Annotated in this window: 23 protein-coding genes; 4 read left to right on the top strand and 19 right to left on the bottom strand. The window is 67.0% G+C overall.

What is annotated here, in order from left to right:
• Nucleotide 1: 1 nt before the first annotated feature.
• Entirely contained in the window at nt 2–787 is a 786-nt protein-coding gene (locus M0R89_RS09375) for a DUF1028 domain-containing protein (RefSeq protein ID WP_248648819.1), read from the bottom strand.
• A 248-nt stretch (nt 788–1,035) separates the two neighbouring features.
• On the opposite strand from M0R89_RS09375, the gene M0R89_RS09380 reads away from it, so the two are divergent.
• Complete coding sequence (locus M0R89_RS09380) at nt 1,036–1,392, top strand: cell division protein SepF (RefSeq protein WP_128477400.1); 357 nt, start codon at nt 1,036–1,038, stop codon at nt 1,390–1,392.
• A 24-nt stretch (nt 1,393–1,416) separates the two neighbouring features.
• Here M0R89_RS09380 and M0R89_RS09385 read toward each other — a convergent pair whose 3' ends face one another.
• From M0R89_RS09385 to M0R89_RS09395, 3 genes are all read right to left on the bottom strand, one after another.
• Complete coding sequence (locus tag M0R89_RS09385) at nt 1,417–2,868, bottom strand: ribonuclease FAU-1 family protein (RefSeq protein WP_248648820.1); 1,452 nt, start codon at nt 2,866–2,868, stop codon at nt 1,417–1,419.
• Entirely contained in the window at nt 2,865–3,239 is a 375-nt protein-coding gene (locus M0R89_RS09390) for a DUF7532 family protein (RefSeq protein ID WP_248648821.1), read from the bottom strand. The genes M0R89_RS09385 and M0R89_RS09390 overlap by 4 nt, the downstream gene beginning before the upstream one ends.
• A gap of 202 nt (nt 3,240–3,441) precedes the next feature.
• Nucleotides 3,442–3,594: a hypothetical protein gene (locus M0R89_RS09395; protein ID WP_248648822.1), complete on the bottom strand. Its 153-nt coding sequence runs from the start codon at nt 3,592–3,594 to the stop codon at nt 3,442–3,444.
• 163 nt (nt 3,595–3,757) lie between these two features.
• Between M0R89_RS09395 and M0R89_RS09400 the strand changes: the two genes are divergently transcribed.
• Nucleotides 3,758–4,915: a PrsW family intramembrane metalloprotease gene (locus M0R89_RS09400; RefSeq protein WP_248648823.1), complete on the top strand. Its 1,158-nt coding sequence runs from the start codon at nt 3,758–3,760 to the stop codon at nt 4,913–4,915.
• 25 nt (nt 4,916–4,940) lie between these two features.
• Here the strand turns inward: M0R89_RS09400 and M0R89_RS09405 are convergent, their stop codons facing one another.
• Nucleotides 4,941–5,549, bottom strand: a complete 609-nt coding sequence (locus M0R89_RS09405) for a hypothetical protein (protein WP_248648824.1) — start codon at nt 5,547–5,549, stop codon at nt 4,941–4,943.
• 172 nt (nt 5,550–5,721) lie between these two features.
• Nucleotides 5,722–6,405, bottom strand: coding sequence for a riboflavin synthase (locus tag M0R89_RS09410; RefSeq protein WP_248648825.1), 684 nt, complete (start codon nt 6,403–6,405; stop codon nt 5,722–5,724).
• Between the two features lie 275 nt (nt 6,406–6,680).
• Between M0R89_RS09410 and M0R89_RS09415 the strand changes: the two genes are divergently transcribed.
• On the top strand, nt 6,681–6,926 hold the full coding sequence (locus M0R89_RS09415) for a DUF7533 family protein (protein WP_248648826.1): 246 nt from the start codon (nt 6,681–6,683) through the stop codon (nt 6,924–6,926).
• Between the two features lie 122 nt (nt 6,927–7,048).
• Here the strand turns inward: M0R89_RS09415 and M0R89_RS09420 are convergent, their stop codons facing one another.
• The 12 genes from M0R89_RS09420 to M0R89_RS09475 form a co-directional block, all read right to left on the bottom strand.
• On the bottom strand, nt 7,049–10,258 hold the full coding sequence (locus M0R89_RS09420) for a methyl-accepting chemotaxis protein (protein ID WP_248648827.1): 3,210 nt from the start codon (nt 10,256–10,258) through the stop codon (nt 7,049–7,051).
• A gap of 304 nt (nt 10,259–10,562) precedes the next feature.
• On the bottom strand, nt 10,563–12,389 hold the full coding sequence (locus tag M0R89_RS09425; RefSeq protein WP_248648828.1) for a UvrD-helicase domain-containing protein: 1,827 nt from the start codon (nt 12,387–12,389) through the stop codon (nt 10,563–10,565).
• Nucleotides 12,390–12,497: 108 nt separating this feature from the next.
• The gene (locus tag M0R89_RS09430) at nt 12,498–12,659 is read right to left on the bottom strand and encodes a DUF7563 family protein (RefSeq protein ID WP_248648829.1); all 162 of its coding nucleotides are present in this window, start codon (nt 12,657–12,659) and stop codon (nt 12,498–12,500) included.
• A gap of 260 nt (nt 12,660–12,919) precedes the next feature.
• Nucleotides 12,920–13,048 (bottom strand): transporter, encoded by a 129-nt coding sequence (locus tag M0R89_RS09435; protein ID WP_248648830.1) that lies wholly within the window; start codon nt 13,046–13,048, stop codon nt 12,920–12,922.
• A gap of 117 nt (nt 13,049–13,165) precedes the next feature.
• On the bottom strand, nt 13,166–13,342 hold the full coding sequence (locus M0R89_RS09440; protein WP_248648831.1) for an HVO_0416 family zinc finger protein: 177 nt from the start codon (nt 13,340–13,342) through the stop codon (nt 13,166–13,168).
• 180 nt (nt 13,343–13,522) lie between these two features.
• A complete protein-coding gene (gene npdG / locus M0R89_RS09445) occupies nt 13,523–14,191 on the bottom strand; it encodes an NADPH-dependent F420 reductase (RefSeq protein ID WP_248648832.1) in 669 nt (222 codons plus the stop codon).
• Between the two features lie 35 nt (nt 14,192–14,226).
• Nucleotides 14,227–14,424: a hypothetical protein gene (locus tag M0R89_RS09450; protein WP_248648833.1), complete on the bottom strand. Its 198-nt coding sequence runs from the start codon at nt 14,422–14,424 to the stop codon at nt 14,227–14,229.
• A 62-nt stretch (nt 14,425–14,486) separates the two neighbouring features.
• On the bottom strand, nt 14,487–14,630 hold the full coding sequence (locus M0R89_RS09455; RefSeq protein WP_248648834.1) for a hypothetical protein: 144 nt from the start codon (nt 14,628–14,630) through the stop codon (nt 14,487–14,489).
• Nucleotides 14,627–15,001 (bottom strand): DUF7534 family protein, encoded by a 375-nt coding sequence (locus M0R89_RS09460; RefSeq protein WP_248648835.1) that lies wholly within the window; start codon nt 14,999–15,001, stop codon nt 14,627–14,629. Before M0R89_RS09460 ends, M0R89_RS09455 begins: the two co-directional genes overlap by 4 nt.
• Before the next feature lie 35 nt (nt 15,002–15,036).
• Nucleotides 15,037–15,927, bottom strand: a complete 891-nt coding sequence (locus M0R89_RS09465) for a TIGR01548 family HAD-type hydrolase (RefSeq protein ID WP_248648836.1) — start codon at nt 15,925–15,927, stop codon at nt 15,037–15,039.
• Between the two features lie 97 nt (nt 15,928–16,024).
• On the bottom strand, nt 16,025–16,813 hold the full coding sequence (locus M0R89_RS09470) for a formate/nitrite transporter family protein (RefSeq protein WP_248648837.1): 789 nt from the start codon (nt 16,811–16,813) through the stop codon (nt 16,025–16,027).
• Nucleotides 16,814–16,947: 134 nt separating this feature from the next.
• Nucleotides 16,948–17,337, bottom strand: a complete 390-nt coding sequence (locus tag M0R89_RS09475; protein ID WP_248648838.1) for a UPF0146 family protein — start codon at nt 17,335–17,337, stop codon at nt 16,948–16,950.
• Nucleotides 17,338–17,376: 39 nt separating this feature from the next.
• Between M0R89_RS09475 and M0R89_RS09480 the strand changes: the two genes are divergently transcribed.
• Nucleotides 17,377–17,898 carry an archaemetzincin family Zn-dependent metalloprotease gene (locus tag M0R89_RS09480; protein WP_248648839.1) on the top strand — a complete coding sequence of 174 codons (522 nt, stop codon included), beginning with the start codon at nt 17,377–17,379 and terminating at the stop codon, nt 17,896–17,898.
• A gap of 99 nt (nt 17,899–17,997) precedes the next feature.
• On the opposite strand, the gene M0R89_RS09485 is transcribed toward M0R89_RS09480, so the two are convergent.
• Nucleotides 17,998–19,341: a hypothetical protein gene (locus tag M0R89_RS09485; RefSeq protein WP_248648840.1), complete on the bottom strand. Its 1,344-nt coding sequence runs from the start codon at nt 19,339–19,341 to the stop codon at nt 17,998–18,000.
• Between the last annotated feature and the right edge of the window lie 21 nt (nt 19,342–19,362).

Consider the following 19,362-nt stretch of genomic DNA (forward strand, 5'->3'; position numbering starts at 1 on the left):
CCTACTCCGGGGACTCGACCGTCGGGTCCGCCGACTCCTCCGGGTCGGTCTCGCCGTCTGACGCTTCTGTCTGGTCGTCGGACGCCTCCAGTTCGTCGTCCTCGTACGCCTCCTCGTAGCGTTCGACCGCCGCCTCGAACCCCTCCTTCGCCAGTTCGTAGGTCTCGCGCAGGTCGGCTATCGGGGTCTCGGTCGCGTCGACGCGCAGGTCGTCGTAGTACGGTTCCATCTCGCGGTCCTCGGTGGTCTCCACGAGCAGGGCCGCGCTCTGGACGCGGAGGTCCTCGCGCTTGTCGCCGCCCTCGGCGTGGCCCGCGGAGAGCGCATCGACCAGTCGCTCGGCGAGCGGTGCGTCGCTGTCGTCCCGGTTCTCTTCGTACGCGCTCGCGGTTTCCTCGACGACGGACTCGCCGGTCAGCAGGTTCCCGGCGACGGTGTAGCCGTCGCCCTCGACGTGGCCGTACCAGCCCTTGCACTCCTCGCCGGAGAAGGCGAACGTCCCCTCCGAATCGACGCCGTGGAGTTGGCGCTGGGGCGCGCCCTCGTCGGCGTTGAGCAGGGCCTGCAGGGCGTCTTCGACCGCCAGACCGTCGTCGAGGTACTCGACGCCCTTCCGGCCGAGTTCCACGTTGACGAGGCTCTGGGTCGCGACCGCGCCGTTCTCGCTGGCGAACGGGCAGAGCGTCCCGACCGCGGGCAGTCGGGTCGTCACCGCGACGCCGAATCTGGTCTGGTCGTCGCCGTCGTCGTCCTCGTACTCCTCGCGAACACAGATACTGAAAGTCACGGACCGACCAACGGAGGCGGCGAGCAAAAAGGTCTGTTTTGCGGAAGGCCAGAACGCGCCGGCTTGGAGGCCACGCCGCGAGCCATCGTCGTCGGAATCAGCTATCTCGTACGCGGTACCGAGGGGGTAATTCAGCGATTCATGTAAGCGAAATAACGTTCGTGACCGCCGTTTTCACCGGATTCGGCCGTCGGAGTCGCCCTCCGTCTGACGTAAGAACTATACCGTTTCGCTCGGCCCATGTCCCTATGGGCTTCATGAGCAAAATTCTCGGTGACAGGGACGCGCACACCGCCGAGGACTACGTGGAACTCAACCTCGACGACTTCGACACGGCGTCGGGCGACGCCGCGATGCAGGTCCACATCGCCGAGATACAGGGCCAGCAGGACGTCATCGCCATCAAGGACGCCATCTACGACGGCGACCTCGTGGTCGCGGACATCACCCGTCTCCGGACCGAGGACACCACCGTAGAGCGCATCACCAACGAACTCCAGCAGGTCGCCCGCGAGGTCGACGGCGACATCGTCCAGAAGGGCGACGACCAGATTCTCGTGACCCCGACAGGCGTGAAGGTCAGTCGGGAGAAACTCACGCGCTGACGACTCGACTGCCGGTCTCGTCTTCTACTTCAACGCGCGTTCGACGCTACTCGCGACGCTCCGGGCCTTCTCGGCGAGCGGTTCCGAGACGTTCCCCGACTCCACCGCGGCGTCGAGTTCGTCGTCGTCCACGCGCTCGACTTCGCCGTCCGGGTACTTCACCACGTCCACGTGGAGGTCCACGTACCGGGCGGCGTCGGGGAACAGTTCGACGGGCGTACAGACGTTGACGTAGGTGCCCTTCGACTCGCCGTCGTCGCCCCGGTAGACCGTGGGGTACCACCATCGGCCCTCCCGGAACTTCGTGACGGCAGCGTCGCCCGACTCGCGGGGCGTGCCCAGCGCGTCGTAGGTTCCTCGCCCGGACATCTCCCGGCGGACCGTCACCTTCCCCTCGTCGGGCGCGCACTCCGTGACCTCGCCGCGGCCGAGCGAGAAGCACCGGCCGTCGGGCTTGCCGTGCCTGATTTCGAGGCGGTCGCCCGCCGCGGGGCCGAACTGCCGGAGAGCCGCGCCCGTCGGGAACTCGCCCGCGCCGTCTCCGCCGCCGAGCGCGTCGGTCTCGGTCCAGAGGTCCTCCACGAAGTCCACCGCGGCGCTGGCCGACTCGCGGGCGGCCTTGACGCGGTGGTGGCCCGGCATCGTGGTCGTCACCGCGCGGCGCTCGGCGTCGAGCGCGAACCGGGACTCGCGGCCGAACCAGCACCACTCGGTCGCCTCGGGCGCGGCGAGTCGCCGGGGCATGTCGCCTCGGTCGGCGTCTGCCGGGGAGTCGGGCGCGTCTGCGAGTCCGGCGTCGATTGCCTCGGCCAGTCCCACGGCCCGGCCGAGCGCGTCGTCCATCGCGTCCATCCCCGCGTCCTCGGCGGCGTACTCCCAGCGGACGCCCCAGTCGTCGGGCACCTCGGTCGGGAGCATCTCGGTCGTCCGGGCGAGTTCGGTCCGGGTCGCGTCGTCGCCGGAGGCGACCACCTTGTCGACGCCGGTCGAGAGGCTTGCAATCCCGCCGAACGCCCGCAACTCGGTGCCGAGGACCGGCCGGTGGTCGGCCCACGGCGGTGCGGGGTCGTGGACCTGCACCCGGACGCGGTCGCCCTCGTCGATTCGGCGGTCCACTCTCCCGAACGAGAGGTAGCCCTCCCGGTCGCCGAGGTCCACGACTGCGCCGCCGCCGAGCGTGTCGGTCACGGCGGCGTCGAAGACGGCACCGCGCGGGGCCGGGTCGGTCCACCGGAAGGCGTCCACGCCCAGCGAGGCGAGGTCGTCGGCGACTCGCTCGACGGTCTCGGAGTCGCCGACGACCCCCGCGCCCTGCCGGTCGTCGGTGGTCTCGACGCTGGCGTCGTACTCCTCGACGGGGAACTCCGCGTCGAAGCGCCGTCGGATGGGCGGCGAGGCCTGCACGACCGACAGGTCCTCGCGGAAGCGCTCGGTCAGCGCGGTGGTGTAGATACCGCGAATCCTGACCCGACTCATAACTCCTCGCGGGCGGTGGCGAACCGGACTCGTTCGTGGACCGTCGGACCGAGCGTCAACTCGACGACTTCGTCGCTCAGCACCCGAGCGCCCTCGACGTAGACGCCCCACGAGTCGAACCTGAGCCACCCGCGCACGTCGTCGCTGTGCGTGAAACAGTCGGCGTACTCGACGGCGTGTTCGGGAAACTGGGCAGTGCTGTGAGTCAGGTCCATGTCCGAGTAGACGACCTCGCGGTCCTCGAAGAACGACTCGACCTGTTCGGCCGTGCGCTCGGCGTCGGACGCCGCGGCGTCCGACGCCTCCCGGAGCGTCTCCTCGGAGACGCCCGCTTCGCGGAGCGCCCGGCGGATGCGAGTGTCGAAGCTCATACCGTAAGCCTCGGGCGGCGGTGCCTTCGGTGTAGCGATTCGAGCGAACGCCGGGCCGCGGGTTCGGCGGGCGGCGGTCGAAAAGCAGTCCGACGGTCGAAACGCAGTTCGGCGGCGGCCGGCCGATTCGCGGGGACCGCGCGGCGCGGTCGGTGGGTCGGGCGGCAATCGGTGCCGGACGTGCGATTCGACGACCGCGTTCTCAGTCGTCGGCCGGGACGGTGCCGGTCCAGTTGGCGTCGGTCGTCGCGGACGCGGATTCGAGGTCCTGCATCTCGCGGTCCGCGTCGGCGGTTTCGGTCTCCGGTGTCTCCTCGCTCTGTTCGTCGTCCCCGCTCGGCGGGGCTGTGTACATGATTCCTCGGCTCGCGCTTCGGTACGTCATCTTGTCGAAAGTTGAGGTCGACTCTGATTGATAAGGGTTCCCCTGCGAGTCTTAACGGTGTATAATCACATTTAAGGTATGGAAGGGCCGGCCGGAGCCAGATAATTGGTACTGGGGTCCTTACGCCCCGACGATGGACGCTCCACGCGACCCGATAGAGGAAGGTGCGACCGATTCGGCAGATCTCTACGACATCGCGACGTGGGAGCCGAGGAGTTGGCTGGACAGGCTATCGGGCGGGGTCTACGGCGGGATTCGGCGACTCGGCCGGGTCATCGTCGTGGTCCTCGCGCTGGCCATCCTCGGCGCCCAGTTCGCGCTGACCGGACTGGCGGCGGTCAGCGACCCCGTCATCGGCGCGTTCGTCCTGATGTCTGTCGTCCCGGCGTTCGGACTGGCGGCCTACATCTGGTACGCCGACGTGACGACCTCCGAACCGCTCTCGCTGTTGGTCGGGACCTTCCTTCTCGGCGTGCTGTTCGCCGGTTTCGCCGCCATCATCAACACGCTGGCCGGCGCGATTACGCTGGTCCCGGTCGTCGGCATGGTCCTGTTCTTCTATCTGGTCGTCGCGCCGGTCGAGGAGACGGTGAAGTGGCTCGCCATCCGACTCTACGCCTTCCGGAGCGACCGCTTCGACGCGGTCATCGACGGCGCGGTGTACGGCGCGATGGCGGGACTCGGATTCGCCACCATCGAGAACGCCATCTACATCACGCAGGGCATCAGCGAAGTCTCCACCATCGGTTCCCAGCAAATCACCTCGGCGGGCCAGACCGCCGCGGTCCGCCTGCTGGCGGGGCCGGGCCACGTCATCTACTCGGCGTTCGCGGGCTACTACCTCGGACTGGCGAAGTTCAACCGCGAGAACGCGGGCCCCATCGTGGTCAAGGGCCTGCTCATCGCGGCGTTCATCCACGCGACCTACAACTCTCTGGTGACGTACCTGAGCGACATTCTCGCGTTCGCAGGCCTCGCAGTCGCGCCGGGCGTCGCGTTCCTCGGCTTCGTCTTCGTCTACGACGGCGTGTTCGGCTACCTGCTCTACCGGAAGATTTCGCGCTACCGGAGCGCCTACCGGCAGGTCAACATGGGCACGAGCGTCAGCTTCGAGGACGAGGAGGTGGCCCGCGACCGCGCCGACTTCGAGGAGTCGGCCGACGGCGCGGGCGACTTCGAGACCTCCGAGGAGTTCGCCGAGAACCGGCGCGCCGAGGACCGGCGCACCGAGAGCCAGCGCGCCGACGGCGACGCCGCCGACTCGCGTTCGTCCGACCGCGACTCGCTGTAACCCTCGCCCGAGCGTCGGTCGACTGCTACGCCAGCGGGTCCGCGCCCGAGAGCCAGTCGGCCAGCCACCACCCGGCGACCCCCGAGAGACCGCCGAACAGACCGAACGACACCGGGAGGACGACGCCGCTCCCGGCGACCAGCGCGTCGAACGCGCCGCTCCCGACCTTCTCGGCGTCGTAGGCCGCCAGCGAGACGCAGAGCGCGCCGCCGAGTCCGCAGGCCAGCGCGCCGTGGCGGAGTCCGTCGAGGCGACTGCTCGCGGTCCGGTAGCCCAACGCGACGCCGATGGTCGAGACGGCGAGCGCGGTCAGGACCGCGCCGTCGATTCGGAGCGGGTCGGCGACGACGTGGAGCAGGCCCACGCGGACGAACACCGCGGCCGACCCCAGCGCGACCGCGAGTCGGTCGGCGTTCGAGAGGCCGTCCGCGCGCCCGCGACCGAACGGCGCGGCGATTCGGCGGCGCTCGACCGCGCGGTCGATGCCGAGGACGGCCAGTCCGACGATGCCGCTCCCGAGAAGCCCCGCACCGGCGGTCACGAGCGTCGGGTCCGGGCCGGGCGCGAGCGCCGACGCGCCCGCCGCGGCCGCACCCGCGACGACCAGTCCGAGGAGGAGTCCGACGCTTCGCATTCGGTCCCGATTCTCCGCTCGGAGATGAAAAAGCTACGTCAGACGCGCCTCGGAATGTAGAAACGTAGTCCGAAGCGGCGGGTGGGCTATCGTTCGACATCGAGGCTCGGTCGCCGAACCGCTCCCGACCGGTCTCGACCGCTGGACCGCGATACCGGCCCGGTCGAGGCTCCTACTGCTCTATCGCGTCGAGAACGCTCTTCTCACCGTTTGTCTCGACGCCCGCGTCCTCCAGCAGGCGCTCGGCGTACTTCGCGATAACGTCGACTTCGAGGTGGACCGGGTCGCCGACCGACTTCGTCGAGAGGTTGGTAATCTTTCGCGTCTCCGGGATGACGGCGACCGAGAAGCGGTCTCCGCCGCTCTCGGCGTCGTCGGACCCTGCGGAGTTTCCGCTTGCGGGCTTTCGCTCGGCGACGGTGAGGCTGATGCCGTCCACCGTGACCGACCCCTTGTCCACCACGTACTTACCGAAGCCCTCGGGGACGGCGAACTCGTACGTCCAGTCCTCGCCGACCTCCTCGATGTCGGTGATTTCGGCGGTCGCGTCGACGTGGCCCTGCACGATGTGGCCGTCGAAGCGTCCGTCGGCGGGCATCGCGCGTTCGAGGTTCACCGCGTCGCCCGCCTCGACCTCGCCGAGATAGGTCTTGTCCACGGTCTCGCTGGCGAGGAACACCTCGAACCAGTCGTCTTCGAACTCCTCGACGGTGAGACAGACCCCGCTGACGCTGATGCTCTGGCCGCGGTCGAGGTTTCGAGTCACGTCCTCGCCCGCGATGCGGAGGCGTCGGCCCTCCTCGGTCACGGTCACGTCGCGAACCTCGCCGGCCTCCTCAACGATTCCGGTAAACATACCAGATTTGTGGCGCCGGTCGGGTGAAAAGCGTTCCGGAGTTGGGGTAGTTCGGCCCGCAGACTCGTCGGAGACGCACTCCGCGGGGGTACGTCAGTGGCGTGCGTCCGTCGTCGCTCGCGTTGCGTAATCGCAACCACCAACGTACTACCACCCGGACGTATTTATCTGTTCTAAACAAATATCTATAATTGGTAGAGATACCTCATCCGTCGTGGCCGGTCGTCGGCCCGCGCCCGCGGGATTTTTGACGGCCCGCCCGGAACCACCGGGTGATGAGTAAACGGGGCATCCTCGGTACGCTTCAACTCGCGGCGACGCTCGTGTTCGCGCTCCCCGTCGGTCTTCTCGGCGTCCAGTTCCTCGCGAACGGCGAGGTCCTGCTCGGCGGCGGATTCGTCGCCGTGGCGGTCCTGATGGTCGTGCTGGAGGAGTATCTGACGACGCCGACCGACGTCCCGGGCGCAGTGGCCGAGAAGACGGTCGGGAAAGTCGCCAAGACGCCCGACGACGAGGAGTGACGGAGCGGAGCGTCCTCTCGTGCGGGGTGACGGGGTACGACGTAACGCAGTCGAGACGATGTAGTGCGACGGAAGGCGGCCAACGGTCGGTTCGACGGCGGCGAGAAGCGGTGACGTGACGACTACGTGTCAGTCGGCTCGCTATCACCGCCGTCGGTGACCGTGGGCTTCGACTGGAACTCCGATTCCGCGCCGAACTGCCGGTCGGTCGAGCCCGCGTCGTCGTCCACGTCGAACTCGTCGACCAGTTCCTTGAGGGCGTCCGCGGAGTCCGAGACCGTCTCGACGTTCCGCGAGACGTCGTTGATTGCCGCAGTCTGCTCCTGCGTCGCCGACGAGACGGAACTCGCTTCGGCGGCGGTCTGTTGGCTCACGCTGGACACCTCGTCCACCATCGCCACGACTTCCTCCGTGGAGACCGCCTGGTCTTCGGCGGCCTCGGAAATCTCCTCGACGCCGTGTTCGGCTTCCTGTACCGCCCCGGCGATGTCGTCGAACATCTCGATGGCGTCTCCGATGGTCTCGGAACCGGTCTCGACTCGCTCCTGCATCGAGCGCATGTCGCCGACGGTGTCGTCGGTGTGGGCCTGAATCTCGTCGATGAGGCTCTCGACCTCTTCGGTCGCGTCGCCGGCCTCGCTCGCCAGCGATTTGATCTCGTTGGCCACGACCGCGAACCCCTCGCCGGCCTCGCCCGCCCGTGCGGCCTCGATGGAGGCGTTGAGCGCGAGGAGGTTGGTCTGCTCGGCGATGTCCGTGATCAACTGGACGATGTCGTTTATCTCCTCTATCTGGCTCTCCAGGCTCTCGACCTGCTCGACGGCGGTGTCGGCCTCCGATTCGATGGCCGAAATCTCCGCGGTCGCGTCGGCGGCGTGTTCGCGGCCCCGGTCGGCGAGTTCCGCCGCCTCGTTGGCGGTCTCGACCACGCCGTCGGCCGACGAGGCGACCTCCTCGATGGTGGCCGACAGGTCGTTCATCTCGCTCGCCGCGGCCTGTAGCTGTTCGGTCTGCTGTTCGGCCCCGAACGCGATTTCCTCGACGGACTCGGCGGTCTCCTGACTCGCGGCCTCTATCTGCTGGGCGCTGGTCGCTGTCTCGTCGCTCACGCGTGCGAAGCGGTCGGCGAAGTCCTTGACCTCGGCCAGACTGCTCTCGATTTCGGTGAGTCCGGCGTCCAGATCCGCCATCACCTCGCCGTACTGGCCCGGCAGTTCCGCGTCCACGTCCTGGTCGAGCGTTCCCTCGCGCAACTGCTCGCTGGCGTCCTGAATCCGGTCGAAACTCGCCCCGAGTTGTTCGACGCCGGTTTCGAGGTCCGCGAGGACCGCACCGTACTCGCCGGGGAGGTCGGTATCGACGGTCTGGTCGAGGCGACCCTCCCGTATCTGCTGGCTGGTCCGGCGAATCTCGTCGAACCCGACCTGTAGCTTCTCGATGCCCTCGTCGATGTCGGTCATTATCGCGCCGTACTCGCCGGGGAGGTCGGTGTCGACCTCCTGGTCTAGCGTCCCCTCGCCGAGGTTCTCGCTGACGGCCTGCAGTTCCGCGACCTGCGTTCGGAGGTTCCCCTGCATCTCGTCGAACGCCTCGACGAGTTCCCCGATTTCGTCGTCGGACGCGTCGATGTCGGTCTCCTCGTCGAAGCGCCCTTGGGCGAGCGCGGTCGCTCGGTCCCGAATCTGCTCTATCGGCGTCGAGAAGTACTCCGCCGCCTTGTACCCCAGTCCGACGACGGCCACGATGAGACCGGCGACGAGCAGGAGGACGAAGTTCCGGGCGGAGGTCGTCCGGTCGCGAAGGTCCTCTCTCAGCGCGGCGGCCGGCGCTTTCACGTCGCTCTCGGGAACCGTTCCCAGTAGCGCGAACTGTCTGTCCCCGAACTGGAGCGGAGTGTAGGACACGTAGTACCGACTCTCGGTACCGCCCTCGGTTCGCGTGTACGTGTTCAGTCCGGTCTCGCCCGCCAGTATTCGCTCGTCGGCCAGCGTGGCCAGCGACCCCGCGTAGGACTCGTCGTCGATGTTCGCGCCCGAATCGATCACCGACTGGTCGGGGTGGCTCAGCACCCGACCCTCGTCGTTCACGACAGTCAGGTGGCCGGTTTCGCCGACCGTGACGTGGTTCGTCATCGCGGTGAGGATGCTGTAGTTGAACCTGAGTGCGACGGTTCCCGCGAACTCGCCGTCGTGATACACCGGCGTCGTAATGTACGCCACTTGCTTGCCGCCGACCGACCGGACGTCGCCGAAGTGGACTGCCCCTTTCTCCAGGGACTTCGTCCGATTGAACCAGGCGGTGTCGGCGTACGAGGTACCGGCGACCGACTCGGTCGTGACCTCGTCCCCGCTGGTTTGCGCTCGGAGGACGCCCTGCCCCTCCTCGTCGGTCAGGATAATCTCGTCGTAGGCCCGCACCGACTCGCCGCCGACCGAGACGGTTCTGGTGTTGAGATAACTCCGGAACGACTCGTTGATTCCGTCACGCGCGTTCTGCACGGCGGCGGTCTGGAGTTCGTAGTAGTAGACGCTGGGCGCGAGCACCCAGTCGAAGTCCTCGTGGTAGGTGTAGGCGATGAACTTGCGCTCCTTCGGGTTCCCCTTCTGGGTGGTGTCCTCCCAGTCGTACTCGGCGATGCCCCACTTCGTCCCGTTCCGGATAGCGGGGCTCGACTCGACGTTCGACCGGATGTCGTCGAAGACGGTCAACGAGGCGTCGTTCTTGAGGTTGAACCCGTCTTCGAGGCTGTGGTGGGCGACGATGTTCGAATCGAGGTCGGTCACGTACGCGTAGCCGGTGTCGCCGATGTACCCCGGTTGGAACATCTCGGACAGCGTGCCGCTCGGACGAGTTCCGCTCGCGGTCGTTCCCACGAGTATAGTCTCGACCCTGTTCTCTACCTGTTGCTGTTCGGCCGACGAGAGGTCCTCCCAGTTACGGCCGCCGTACTCCTCTTCGAGAACCGTCTGCTTCGTCGTCTCGATGGTGTCGTGCATCTGGAGCGCGGTGTACCCGACCTGCCTCTGACTCTGTCGCTGGATGAGTTCCATCTCACCCGCGCTCGCGGCCTCGTAGTTCTGCACCGAGGTGGACTCCGCCAGCGAGCGCGCGTCCACCCGCCGCACGTTGAGCAGGTTCTCGAACTCCTCGGTTCTGGCTTCGACGGTGCCGTTCAGGTCCTTCGTTATCTGGTCTTCGAGGTGCTTCGAACTCTGGTCCTGCGCGTACGACCCGATGTCCTGCATGTTCTGGAGTCCGGCCATCCCGACCACCGAAACCGGGACGAGCGAGATGACCAGCAACAGCACGATGAGTTTCGTCCGTATCTTCATCGTCTCCCCTCCGTCCGAGACGGGTCAGGTCTCTCGACGCGGTGGTTCTGTCGACCGATGGGCAGACCGCCCCGGCCCCGGATTTTGTCAACGTGTGTCTCACTAAACGTTCCCATAGGAGTACCAGCAAAAACCGTTCATTTAAACGTTGGCCTCAGATTTTTAGGTGCGATAACCTCAGATTTAATTACCCAACTTATTGTATAGCATAATTATAATATATTAGACATCGCCCCCGGCTCACGTCGTCGGGGTCGGCTCGTCGAAATTCGAGAAACAGCGACGACCGGAACCGGCGACCGACTTACTGGGCGGGCGGTTCCGAGACTTCTTCCAGCACGTCCGCGACGCCCTTTCCGTTGCGCTCGTTGTAGAGCAGCACGTCGATGGGCAGGGTCGGCGCGCCGCCGACCAGATTCTCCATGACGACGAGGCGCTCGCGGGCGCGGGACATGCCGACGTAGAACACGCGGCGCTCGTTGTCGGTCAGGACCGGCACGGGGTCGGTCGTGGAGTTGAACTCCTCGCCGTCCACCGGACCGTCCACCGTGGCGGCCATCTGCTCGACCACCTTCTCGGTCAGGTCCGTGGCGACGAAGACGTGGTCGGCCTCGCGACCCTTCGCGGAGTGGATGGTGCCGATGCGGACGCGGTCGGCCTCCATTCCCTCGTAGTCGCCGCCGAAGTAGGCCCGCATCGAGTTCTTCTGGAAACTCGTGACCTTTCGAACCATGTCGGCGGCCGAGGCCGGACCGGGCATGAACGGGGCGAAGTCGGTCACGAAGTCGGGGTCGACCTCGATTTCGGCGAGGTCGTCGGTGTCTGCCTCCTCCTTTCGCTCGTCGATGGCGTCGAAGAGGTCGTCTCGCTCGCTGGTGCCGAACGCCGAGTCCTGAAGCATGTCGGCGAGTCGCCGGGCCTGAAGGCCGGTAATCGGCTCCTCGTCGTCTATCTTCTCGACCGCGTCGACGTACTGCTGGAGGCGGTCGGTCCACATGCGCTGGTCGGTCAGGCACTTGAACGGGATGCCCTCGTCGATGAACTCGTCGATGAACCGGAACATCTGGTAGCGCGCCCGGAACAGCAACATCAGGGTGCCGTCGTGTTCTTCGATGGTGTACCGGACGTTCCGGACGAGTTCGAGCATCGAGGGGCTATCGACCTGTTCGACGGTGCCGCCCTGCTTGCGCGGCGAGAGGTTCTTCTCTTGGCGTTTCTCGATGTGGTGGACCTCCTGCTGGACGACCCGCAGAATCTCGGAGGGGAGTCGGTGGGAGGTGTCCAAAATCACGTCGTCGCCGCCCTCTTCGAGCAGCAGGCCCGGGTCCGCGCCCTGCCACGCGTAGACGACCTGGTCGTCGTCGCCCGCGATGAGGACCTTCTCCATGTGGGGCTTCCACTCCTCGTACACGTCGTACTGGAGGCTGGTGATGTCCTGAAACTCGTCGATGACGAGGTAGTCGACGTTCGGGAGGAGCGACCGCTGGCGCACGCGCTGGAGCATGTCCGCGAAGCCGACGAGGTCGTTCTCGCCCTTGTAGTTTCGCCACCCACGGATGGCCTCGGGCACGTCGAGTCGGTCGTCGTCGCTGGGCCACGTCGGGGTGTACTTGTTCCCCTCTTGGGAGTTCGGGTCGATGTCCGGCGGCAGGCGGACCTCCTCGTCGTTCCACTGGAAGGGCACGTCGTACCAGTCGGCCACGTCGCGGCGGGTCCGCTGGAGCCACTGGCTCGTGGCGATAATCTTGTTGCCGAGCGTGGTCGAACGCGCGGTCCGGCGGCCCGCGCCGCTGTACTCGTCCTCGAACTCGATGCCGAAGTCCTCGCAGAACTCCTTCTTGTCGGACTCGCCGACCACGTCGTTCCGAGAGAGGTCCAGCAGTTCGTAGGCCTTCGCGTGCATCGTGCAGACCGACCCCTGCAGCGACCGGGGGTTCAAGTCGCGGCGCTCGGCGAGGCGCTCCCGAACCTCGTTGGCGGCCGCGCGAGTGTACGAGACCAGCAGAATGTCGTTGACGCCGACGCCCTCTTGGTCGAGCAGACCTTCGACCCTGTCGAGCAGTTCGGTGGTCTTCCCGCTACCGGGGCCACCGAACAGACGGGTCACTCGTTCTTCCGTATCTTGGCTCATTACCACAATCCCAAGAGCCCCGTACTCATAAAACGATGTGAATCGAACCGGCGGTCGAAATCGACTACGGCGCGGCCGCTCGGCGGGGGTCGCGCGGCCGAAAACCCGCTAGGAGGTGTTGCGCGGCGACCGGGCCTCGCGCACTTCGCTACCGTCTCGAATCTTGTCCTCGCATTCGGGGCAGACTCGCGGATTGTCGACCTCTCGCGGCGTGAACACTCGCGCGTACGCTTCGGTCACGAACGAACCGCAGTTCTGGCACTCAGGCATTTCTCTTGTTCCACTACGGAAATCTTACACTATATTTCTATCGACACCGAACGCAACGTCTCGTTACCGCGATTAAGCGCCTCTTGCCCCCTCGCGGCGGTTTCCGCGAGACTGGATGAAAATACTGTAATTACTGTTTCCGGACTAGTCCGGGTTCACCCCAGACGTGGGACCGGTTGATGTAGCACGACTGCCGGCGCTCTGCGTCCTCCGAACGGCCGTCGCGCGGCGACCGGTCGCACGAGGTGGTCGCCCGAGCGTCACCCGAGCAACCGCATCACGATGCCTACCCCGATGGTGAGGACGCCGAGAATCGTGGCGACCGGCGGAATCGGGACGAACAGCAGGACGACTCCCGCGAGGATGACGAGCGTCGAGAATCGGACCATACGCGCCGTACGACTCCGAGTCGGAAATCGGTTGTCACGGTCTGCGCGCGGTCGCGCGCCGAAAAAAGCGTCGGTCGTCTGAAGCGGTACGCTGCACCGAGGAGGGGCCGGCCGAGTCTACGGTCGCCAACCGCATACCGAGCACTCGCTGGCCGACGTATCGTGAAGCCCGCTACACTCCGGACACTGTTTCTTGTTGTGGTCCTCTTGCCAGCCGACTGTCTCCGTCTCGTGGCCACGCTCGGACAGGAATTCGTCGAAAACGTCGTCGTCGCCGGTCGGTGCGGTCGCCATACATGGTATGCTAATACACACCACTATATAACCGTGTTGGTGTAACAGGCGGCGTATCGAGGTAACGAAACCGCTGATTTCTCGCGTGGCTCTGCCTGTCGAACCGGGTAAGATGGGCTTAACGCCGAGAGGGAGAATCGACCGCCAGAAGGAGGTTCGACCGCGCCGCGTCGCCGACCGCTACTCGAAGGTCACGCCCACGTCGTGCATCCCCTCGTTCTCGACGGCGATGTTGATTAGCAGGGGCGTCAGGCTCTCGACTTCGGCCGCGTTGGCGACGCCGCCCGCCTTCAGTGCCCGGAGACCGTCGATTTGGTCGGCCAACTGGACCACCGTTCCGACCGCGTCCTCGTCGTCGCCGACGACTAGCGTGTCGAGGTCGAGTTCCACGTCGAGGTTCGCGAGGCGGTCGGCCGAGAGGTTGTGGAAGGCGCCGACTACCGGCACGCCTTCGGGCGCGGCGTCGGCGACGAGTTTCGTGACGCTCCCGGCCTTCGGGGGCTTGTAGTGGAACCCCTCGTCGTCGCGGTCCATCCCGACCGCGGGGGAGACCAACACGTCGGCGTCCTCGATGCGGTCGGCGATCGATTCCACGAGGTCCCGGACGTGGAACGCGGGCACTGCCAGCACCACCACGTCGGCCCGGTCGGCCGCCATCTCGTTGGCGAACCCCTTGACTTCGCGCTCGACGCCGACGCTGTCGAGTTCGGTCTCGTACTCGTCGGCCTTCCCGCGTGCCCTCTCGGGGTCCCGGGACCCGACGAGAATCTCGTGGTCGGTGTCTCGCGCCCACCGGAGCGCGAGGGCCTGTCCGATGTCGCCGGTTCCGCCGAGGAGTGCGATTCGCATACCCCACAGTGGGGCCGGGCCCGGATTAAAGATTCTCACTCCGGCGGGCGTTCGCCGCCGAGTGCGCCCCGAATCCGGTCGTGACCCCGGTTCGCGACTCGACGGCCCGCCGAGAGACCGACCAGCACCGCGGCGGCCTGCCCGACCGTCTCGGCGGTCGAATCGGGCGCGGCCACGACCTCCGTCGCCTCCATTCCGAAGTACGAGACGACGAACAGCGTGCAGAAGAACATCGTCAGTCGCCCGGCGCTCTCGCTCGGAAAGTCGCCGAGTTGCTGCCCGACGTACCAGTAGGCTATCGGAACCCGAGGACCGACGCGCCGACGACGGCGGGGAGTATCCGGGTGGGGTTCGGCGCGAGGAGCGCGCCGAGCAGGTAACTCAGAAAGCCGCCGATGCCGAGCGTCCACGCCGCGCGCTCGACGGTGCGAAGCCTCACGACTCGCTCACCGCCTCGCGGTCGCGGAGTCGTTCGAGTCCGCCGAAGTACGCCATCCACGCGGCGAAAACGACACCCGCCAGCGTGAACGCGGAGCGGACGCCGGAGGCGGATTCGAGACCGACCGCGAACGCCGTCGCTTGCCACGCGAGTCCGACGACGACGATTACGCCGACGAACAGGAGGTAGCGACGCCACCACGGCGTGACCGACGGGTCACCGTAGAGCCAGAGCGTCGAGAGTGCCACGAGAAACGCCGGGACAGCGTACAGCAACTGCGTGAAGGGGTCCGGCGGAGTGAGAAGAGCGCCGAGCGCGAACGAAATCACGAGGGCGTCGGGCACCGCACTTCCGAGTCGGGACCAGTCCATGTCGGACTCGCCGGACCCGAACCCCAAAAGTCCCCCTACTCCAACAAGTCCGGCAGGTCGTTCACCGAGTCGATGACGGCGTCCGCGCCGGCCTCCTCGTACTTCCGGCGGCCTTCTTCGCCGGTCAGACCGCCGGTCAGCACGCCGACGCCGAAGTACTCGCGGCCGGGGTCCTCGTCGGCGGCGTTGCGCGCGGTCCGCACGTCGTCCAGCGTGTCGCCGACGAAGACGACCGAACGGGCGTCGAATCGCTCCGCGAGCGTGACGAGTGCGTGCGGGTGAGGCTTGCCCTCCTCCCAGTCGTCCATCGTGAACCGCCGGTCCTCGGGCACGTCGAGACCCGCCCGGCGCTGGGCGATGTCGGCCTCGTCTGCCGGGCGGCCGGTGACGATTCCGAGCGAACGGTCGCCCAGCGCGTCGAGGGTCGCGGATTCGAGCAGAATCGGCTCGTCGTGGATGAAGCCGGGTGCGTCGAGGTCCGGGTCCGCGCCCTCGATGTCGGCGTACAGGTCCGCGCCGAGGTAGAGCTGCTGGAACACCTCGCGGAGGCGCTCGGGGTCCCACTCGGCCCGGGCGCTCTCGCGGGCCGCCTCGCCGAGTGCGTCGTCCACCACCGCCTCGGCGGCGTCGAGGCCGTCGGCCGATTCGGCGTCGTCCGACTCCGCTCGGTGCGCCGCGATTCGGTCGGTGAAGGTCTCCACGTCGAGTTCCATCCCCTCTCGGCGCGCGAGGACGAACAGGGCCGCGGCGTAGGTCAGTTCCCAGTCGTTGTTGAACCCGCCGGCGTCCTTGAACGACTGAATGGCGTCCTTCTCGATGGTGTCGCCGTGGACGCGCTCTATCGACTCCACGATGGCGCGTCGGTAGGAGTCGGCCACGTCCACGACTACCCCGTCGATGTCCAGCACGACCGCGTCTGCTTGCATGCGAGGGGGTAGTGAACCGGCGTTCAAGGGGCTTGCGACGCGAGTCCGGTCCGAGACGCCCGTCGGAACCCGGCCAGCGACACGTTCGCCGGGCGACTCACCCCTCGGACTCCTCCGCGCCCTTCACCTGCGCGACGTGGCTCAGCGTGACCAGTCCGAGACCGCCGCCGAGGTTCCCCGCCGTGACGACGGCGGTCGTGACCGCCAACTCGGAGAGACCGATTTTCGCGCCGAGGAGCATGCCGAAGAAGACGTGGAGTATCGTGACGATGACGTGGTCGAAGGGGCCGAGCGTCAGCAGGACGCCGACGACGTACGCCAGCGGGATGCGACTCCCGACGCTGTCGACGGCCTCCAGCAGGAACGAGAGCAGGGCGACGAGCGCCCCGCCCGTGACGGCCTTGACGAGCTCGGCGGCGACCCGCCGGTGGATTATCTCCTCTGCGGTCCGCGTCAGCACGTGGACCGCGCCCGGCGTCAGCGCTCCCTCCACGGACAGCAGGGTGATGAAGAGACCGCCGCCGACGAGGTTGAGGACGAAGGTCACGACCCAGAGGCGGACCAGCGGCCCGACCATCCACGAGTCGTCCGCGTCGACCGCCTTCGCGACCGGGTCGAAGAAGTTCTCGTTGAACAGTTCGGTCCGTCCGACGACGAGGAACACGAGCGCGGGACCGAACGCGATGGCTCCCGCTATCTTGGCGAGTTCGGGGAATCGCGGCTCGAACGCGCCTTCGACGATGCCGAGCGCGATCATCCCGAAGACGACGGTGAACCCCGCGATGAAACTGGTCGAGACCAGTTCGAGCATCGACTGGTCGAGGCGGCGCTCGCCCTCCTCGACCGCTCGGTCGAAAATCTCTGACGGGTCGGGTGCGACGGCCACGCCTCGGTCGTCGTTCGATGCGATGTTAAGCGTCTCGGCAGTAGTCGGTCCCTAACCGCCGCAATCGAACGTTTTCGACCCGCTGCGGCGAACGTCTCCGTCCGACTACGGGGGACTCTTTCGCCCCGCCGCGGTCATTCGCGCGCGACGAAAATCGTCTCGCCCGGCACGGTCTCGCGTTCGACCGGAACCGCGGGCGGGTCGCCGCCCAGCGTCGTGAACAGGAACGCGGCGTCGTGGCGGCGGGCCACCTCGAGCGTCGGCCGGTGGAGTTCCGGCGGGAGGTTCAGCGCGTAGACGGCGTCGGCGTCCCGGTAGCGCGCTGGGTCGGGGTCGAGAACGTCGTCCTCCGCGAACGCGACCCCGGCGGGCACCTCCCGGGGACGCACGTCGGTCGCGGTCACGGCGACTCCGGCGTCGGCCAGCGCGGCGGCCACGTCGGTCCGGTTGCCGATACCGACCTCTACGACCCGCTCGAAGCCGGATAATCGGCCGACGATGGCACGACGGGTTGGGGGACGCACGGCGGGAAGTTTATGGGTCGGTCCCCCATAGTGTTTCCCATGCTCGTTGACGTTGTTCCGGTCGGGGACCTCTCTGCAAAAGTCAAGCGGCAGGCTTCGACCGCCCTGCGTTCCGTCTACGACTGCGACGTTACTATCCACGACTCTCAGCCGGTCCCGAACGGGGCACACGACGACAAGCGCGACCAGTACCGCGCCGAGGAGTTCATCGAACTCGCCGGCCGAGTCGGCTCCGGCGAGAAGAACATCGCCATCACGCCCAAGGACCTCTTCTACCGCCGCCGGAACTACGTCTTCGGTCTCGCCTACCTCGACGGCAACGGGAGCGTCATCTCGACCTACCGACTCCAGACTTCCAGCGACGGGGGCTTCTCGAACCGTAGCGCCGGCGAAATCTTCTCGGACCGAGTCCGCAAGGAGGTCGTCCACGAAATCGGCCACACGCTCGGACTGGAACACTGCGACAACAAGCGCTGCGTCATGAACTTCTCGCCGACCGTCCGCGAGGTGGACGTGAAGGAGGAGAACCTCTGCGGGTCGTGCCAGCGAAACGTACTGTAGTTTCCGACGCCTCTTTCTTCTCCGGGTGGTCCGCGCCGATATTGGGAGTCTGACGGCGTAACCGCGTTCGCTGTCCGGTCGCGATTCGGACTCGACCGCCTATCCTCGAATCCCGCGCCACCGGACGCCCTCTATCGTCGCACCGGCCAGCGAGACGGCGGCGACGACTAGCCAGAGGACCTGTCTGCCGACCCACGTGGGCAGGACGTACTTCGAGATGGCGACGACGTAGCCGAGGTACCGCTCGACCATCGACTCCCGGCCGCCGTCGGCCAAGTTCGCCTCGGGCGCGGTCGGGCGGTCGCTGGACCCCTCGGCGCGCGCGCCGTCGCTCCACTCGGCCGGAAGTCGGTCGGCCTCGTAGGGGAGCGCGCCGGTCTCGACCGCCCAGACGATTTCGCCGTCCTCGCTGACCTCCACGACGCGGTCGTTGTACGAGTCGGCGACCAGCGTGTGACCGTTTGGCTGGCGGTCGGCGTCGCGGGGCCAGTCGAGGGTCGCGCTCCCGCCGAACGACCAGACGATTTCGCCCGACCGGTTCAGTTCGACCACGCGGTCGTGTTCGCTGTCGGCGACCAGCAGGTGGTCGTCTGCGAGGCGGTCGGGGTTGTGTTGCTCGTACAGCACGCCGCCCTTGCCCGCGAACTGGTTCGGCCCGACGACGGGGGAGACGCTGACGTTCCGCTCGCCCGGACCGGTCCCGTTCTCGACGCGGAGTTCGACGACGGTGTCGAAGTTCCGGAGGCTGACCTGAAACACGCCCGGACGCAGGCGGTCCACGTCGTTCATGTGGGTCCAGTCGCTCTCCGGTCCCATGCGGTCGGGCCGGTCGTAGGTGTCGGTGGCGTTCCACTGCCAGACGACCTCCTGCTGGCGGTTCACGGCGAACACGCGGTCGTTGCCCATGTCCACCATGACCCACCGGTCGGCGCGGCCGTCGGCCCCGCTTCCGTTAGCCCGAACGGTGTAGTGGTCGGCGTCGTGGAGTTCGTGTTCGTGGAGTTCCGCGTCGTACCACGCGTACTCCCAGACGACTTCGTTGCTCGACTGCTCGACGATGCGGAGGGCGTTGCGCACGCAGTCCTTGAACCCGTCGTTGCGGTAGCGGTCCGGACACTTCGAGTCCGGAATCTCGTCGGCGGACGACACCTGCACGCGGTCGGGTCCGAGCGCCTCCACGTCGAACACGTCGTCGGGGGCGGCGTACTCCCAGACGACCTCGCCCTCGGGGTCGAGTTCGACCGCCTTCCCCTCGTGTTTGTAGCCCTGTAGCGCGACGAGGGTGTTGTTCTCGGGCGATTCCTCGGCGACGGTCACGCGCGGTTGGTCGGGGGCGGCCAGCACGCCGACCGTCGCGACCGCAAGGCTGAGAACCGCGAGACACGCGAACAGTTTGGCGCGGCGCTCGCAACCGGTTCCGAGCCAGTCGGGGAGACGTGTCACTGAGTGGGGCTATGCGTCGAT

This window comes from Halorussus limi (assembly GCF_023238205.1).
In the GTDB taxonomy this organism is placed as follows: domain Archaea; phylum Halobacteriota; class Halobacteria; order Halobacteriales; family Haladaptataceae; genus Halorussus; species Halorussus limi.

Excerpts from the sequence above, each read along its gene's own strand:
- M0R89_RS09380 (WP_128477400.1), top strand. The coding sequence starts at position 1,036 with ATGGGCTTCATGAGCAAAATTCTCGGTGACAGGGACGCGCACACCGCC.
- M0R89_RS09385 (WP_248648820.1), bottom strand. The coding sequence starts at position 2,868 with ATGAGTCGGGTCAGGATTCGCGGTATCTACACCACCGCGCTGACCGAG.
- M0R89_RS09390 (WP_248648821.1), bottom strand. The coding sequence starts at position 3,239 with ATGAGCTTCGACACTCGCATCCGCCGGGCGCTCCGCGAAGCGGGCGTC.
- M0R89_RS09395 (WP_248648822.1), bottom strand. The coding sequence starts at position 3,594 with ATGTACACAGCCCCGCCGAGCGGGGACGACGAACAGAGCGAGGAGACA.
- M0R89_RS09400 (WP_248648823.1), top strand. The coding sequence starts at position 3,758 with ATGGACGCTCCACGCGACCCGATAGAGGAAGGTGCGACCGATTCGGCA.
- M0R89_RS09405 (WP_248648824.1), bottom strand. The coding sequence starts at position 5,549 with ATGCGAAGCGTCGGACTCCTCCTCGGACTGGTCGTCGCGGGTGCGGCC.
- M0R89_RS09410 (WP_248648825.1), bottom strand. The coding sequence starts at position 6,405 with ATGTTTACCGGAATCGTTGAGGAGGCCGGCGAGGTTCGCGACGTGACC.
- M0R89_RS09415 (WP_248648826.1), top strand. The coding sequence starts at position 6,681 with ATGAGTAAACGGGGCATCCTCGGTACGCTTCAACTCGCGGCGACGCTC.
- M0R89_RS09420 (WP_248648827.1), bottom strand. The coding sequence starts at position 10,258 with ATGAAGATACGGACGAAACTCATCGTGCTGTTGCTGGTCATCTCGCTC.
- M0R89_RS09425 (WP_248648828.1), bottom strand. The coding sequence starts at position 12,389 with ATGAGCCAAGATACGGAAGAACGAGTGACCCGTCTGTTCGGTGGCCCC.
- M0R89_RS09430 (WP_248648829.1), bottom strand. The coding sequence starts at position 12,659 with ATGCCTGAGTGCCAGAACTGCGGTTCGTTCGTGACCGAAGCGTACGCG.
- M0R89_RS09435 (WP_248648830.1), bottom strand. The coding sequence starts at position 13,048 with ATGGTCCGATTCTCGACGCTCGTCATCCTCGCGGGAGTCGTCCTGCTG.
- M0R89_RS09440 (WP_248648831.1), bottom strand. The coding sequence starts at position 13,342 with ATGGCGACCGCACCGACCGGCGACGACGACGTTTTCGACGAATTCCTG.
- npdG (WP_248648832.1), bottom strand. The coding sequence starts at position 14,191 with ATGCGAATCGCACTCCTCGGCGGAACCGGCGACATCGGACAGGCCCTC.
- M0R89_RS09450 (WP_248648833.1), bottom strand. The coding sequence starts at position 14,424 with ATGTTCTTCTGCACGCTGTTCGTCGTCTCGTACTTCGGAATGGAGGCG.
- M0R89_RS09460 (WP_248648835.1), bottom strand. The coding sequence starts at position 15,001 with ATGGACTGGTCCCGACTCGGAAGTGCGGTGCCCGACGCCCTCGTGATT.
- M0R89_RS09465 (WP_248648836.1), bottom strand. The coding sequence starts at position 15,927 with ATGCAAGCAGACGCGGTCGTGCTGGACATCGACGGGGTAGTCGTGGAC.
- M0R89_RS09480 (WP_248648839.1), top strand. The coding sequence starts at position 17,377 with ATGCTCGTTGACGTTGTTCCGGTCGGGGACCTCTCTGCAAAAGTCAAG.